The sequence below is a fragment of the Helicobacter trogontum genome, assembly GCF_000765905.2.
GTDB lineage: Bacteria > Campylobacterota > Campylobacteria > Campylobacterales > Helicobacteraceae > Helicobacter_A > Helicobacter_A trogontum.
Genome location: NZ_JRPL02000104.1, coordinates 1 through 609, shown reverse-complemented (window position 1 = coordinate 609; position 609 = coordinate 1). Strand labels below are relative to the sequence as shown.

General features: G+C 31.0%; 1 protein-coding gene. It reads right to left on the bottom strand.

The window, feature by feature from the left end; all coding sequences use genetic code 11:
- Positions 1-213 precede the first annotated feature (213 nt).
- Positions 214-540 (bottom strand): hypothetical protein, encoded by a 327-nt coding sequence (locus LS81_RS11075; protein ID WP_052096498.1) that lies wholly within the window; start codon positions 538-540, stop codon positions 214-216.
- Between the last annotated feature and the right edge of the window lie 69 nt (positions 541-609).

The window sequence follows — 609 nt, the reverse complement described above, 5'->3', positions numbered from 1 at the left end:
TTCTTTATTTGTCAGCACGCCATTCTCCTTTAACCCATTTTCCTTCAATAAAGCTACCATTTTCTTTATTATAATAAAAAATATTGTCCTTCAAGACGAAATTTATATATCTTCTATTTTTCCAATAGAATCCTCTACCTTCATCACCATCTGGCCATAAGCCATATTCTATATACCTAAAAACTCTATAATATGAGATTATATGTTTTTGATTTACGAATCTATAAAATACATTTTAGTAAAACGATATTCGTATATTCTATTGTTTATCATTGTGAAGTCGGCGGTTTCTTCAGATTCTACGCCATAGCCATTCGAAAGTTTCCTACTACGCTTAAAATTTTCTTGTTGAATTTCATCAAAAAATTTTGGGTCAGCTACATAAAAATCACTTTCTTTTTCTGCCAAACTCCTAAACTTATAATACTGCCAATCCATATATTTAAAACTACACCCACCAACGAAAAATAAGCCCACAAATACTACGCCAAGAAATATTATAATTTTCTTCAGTGTGAGATATTTTTTAATGATATTCATTGCACATTCTCAAACACACAATGCAACTCTGCATACGATGCATCAGCACACTCTGCCATATCTCTGAAT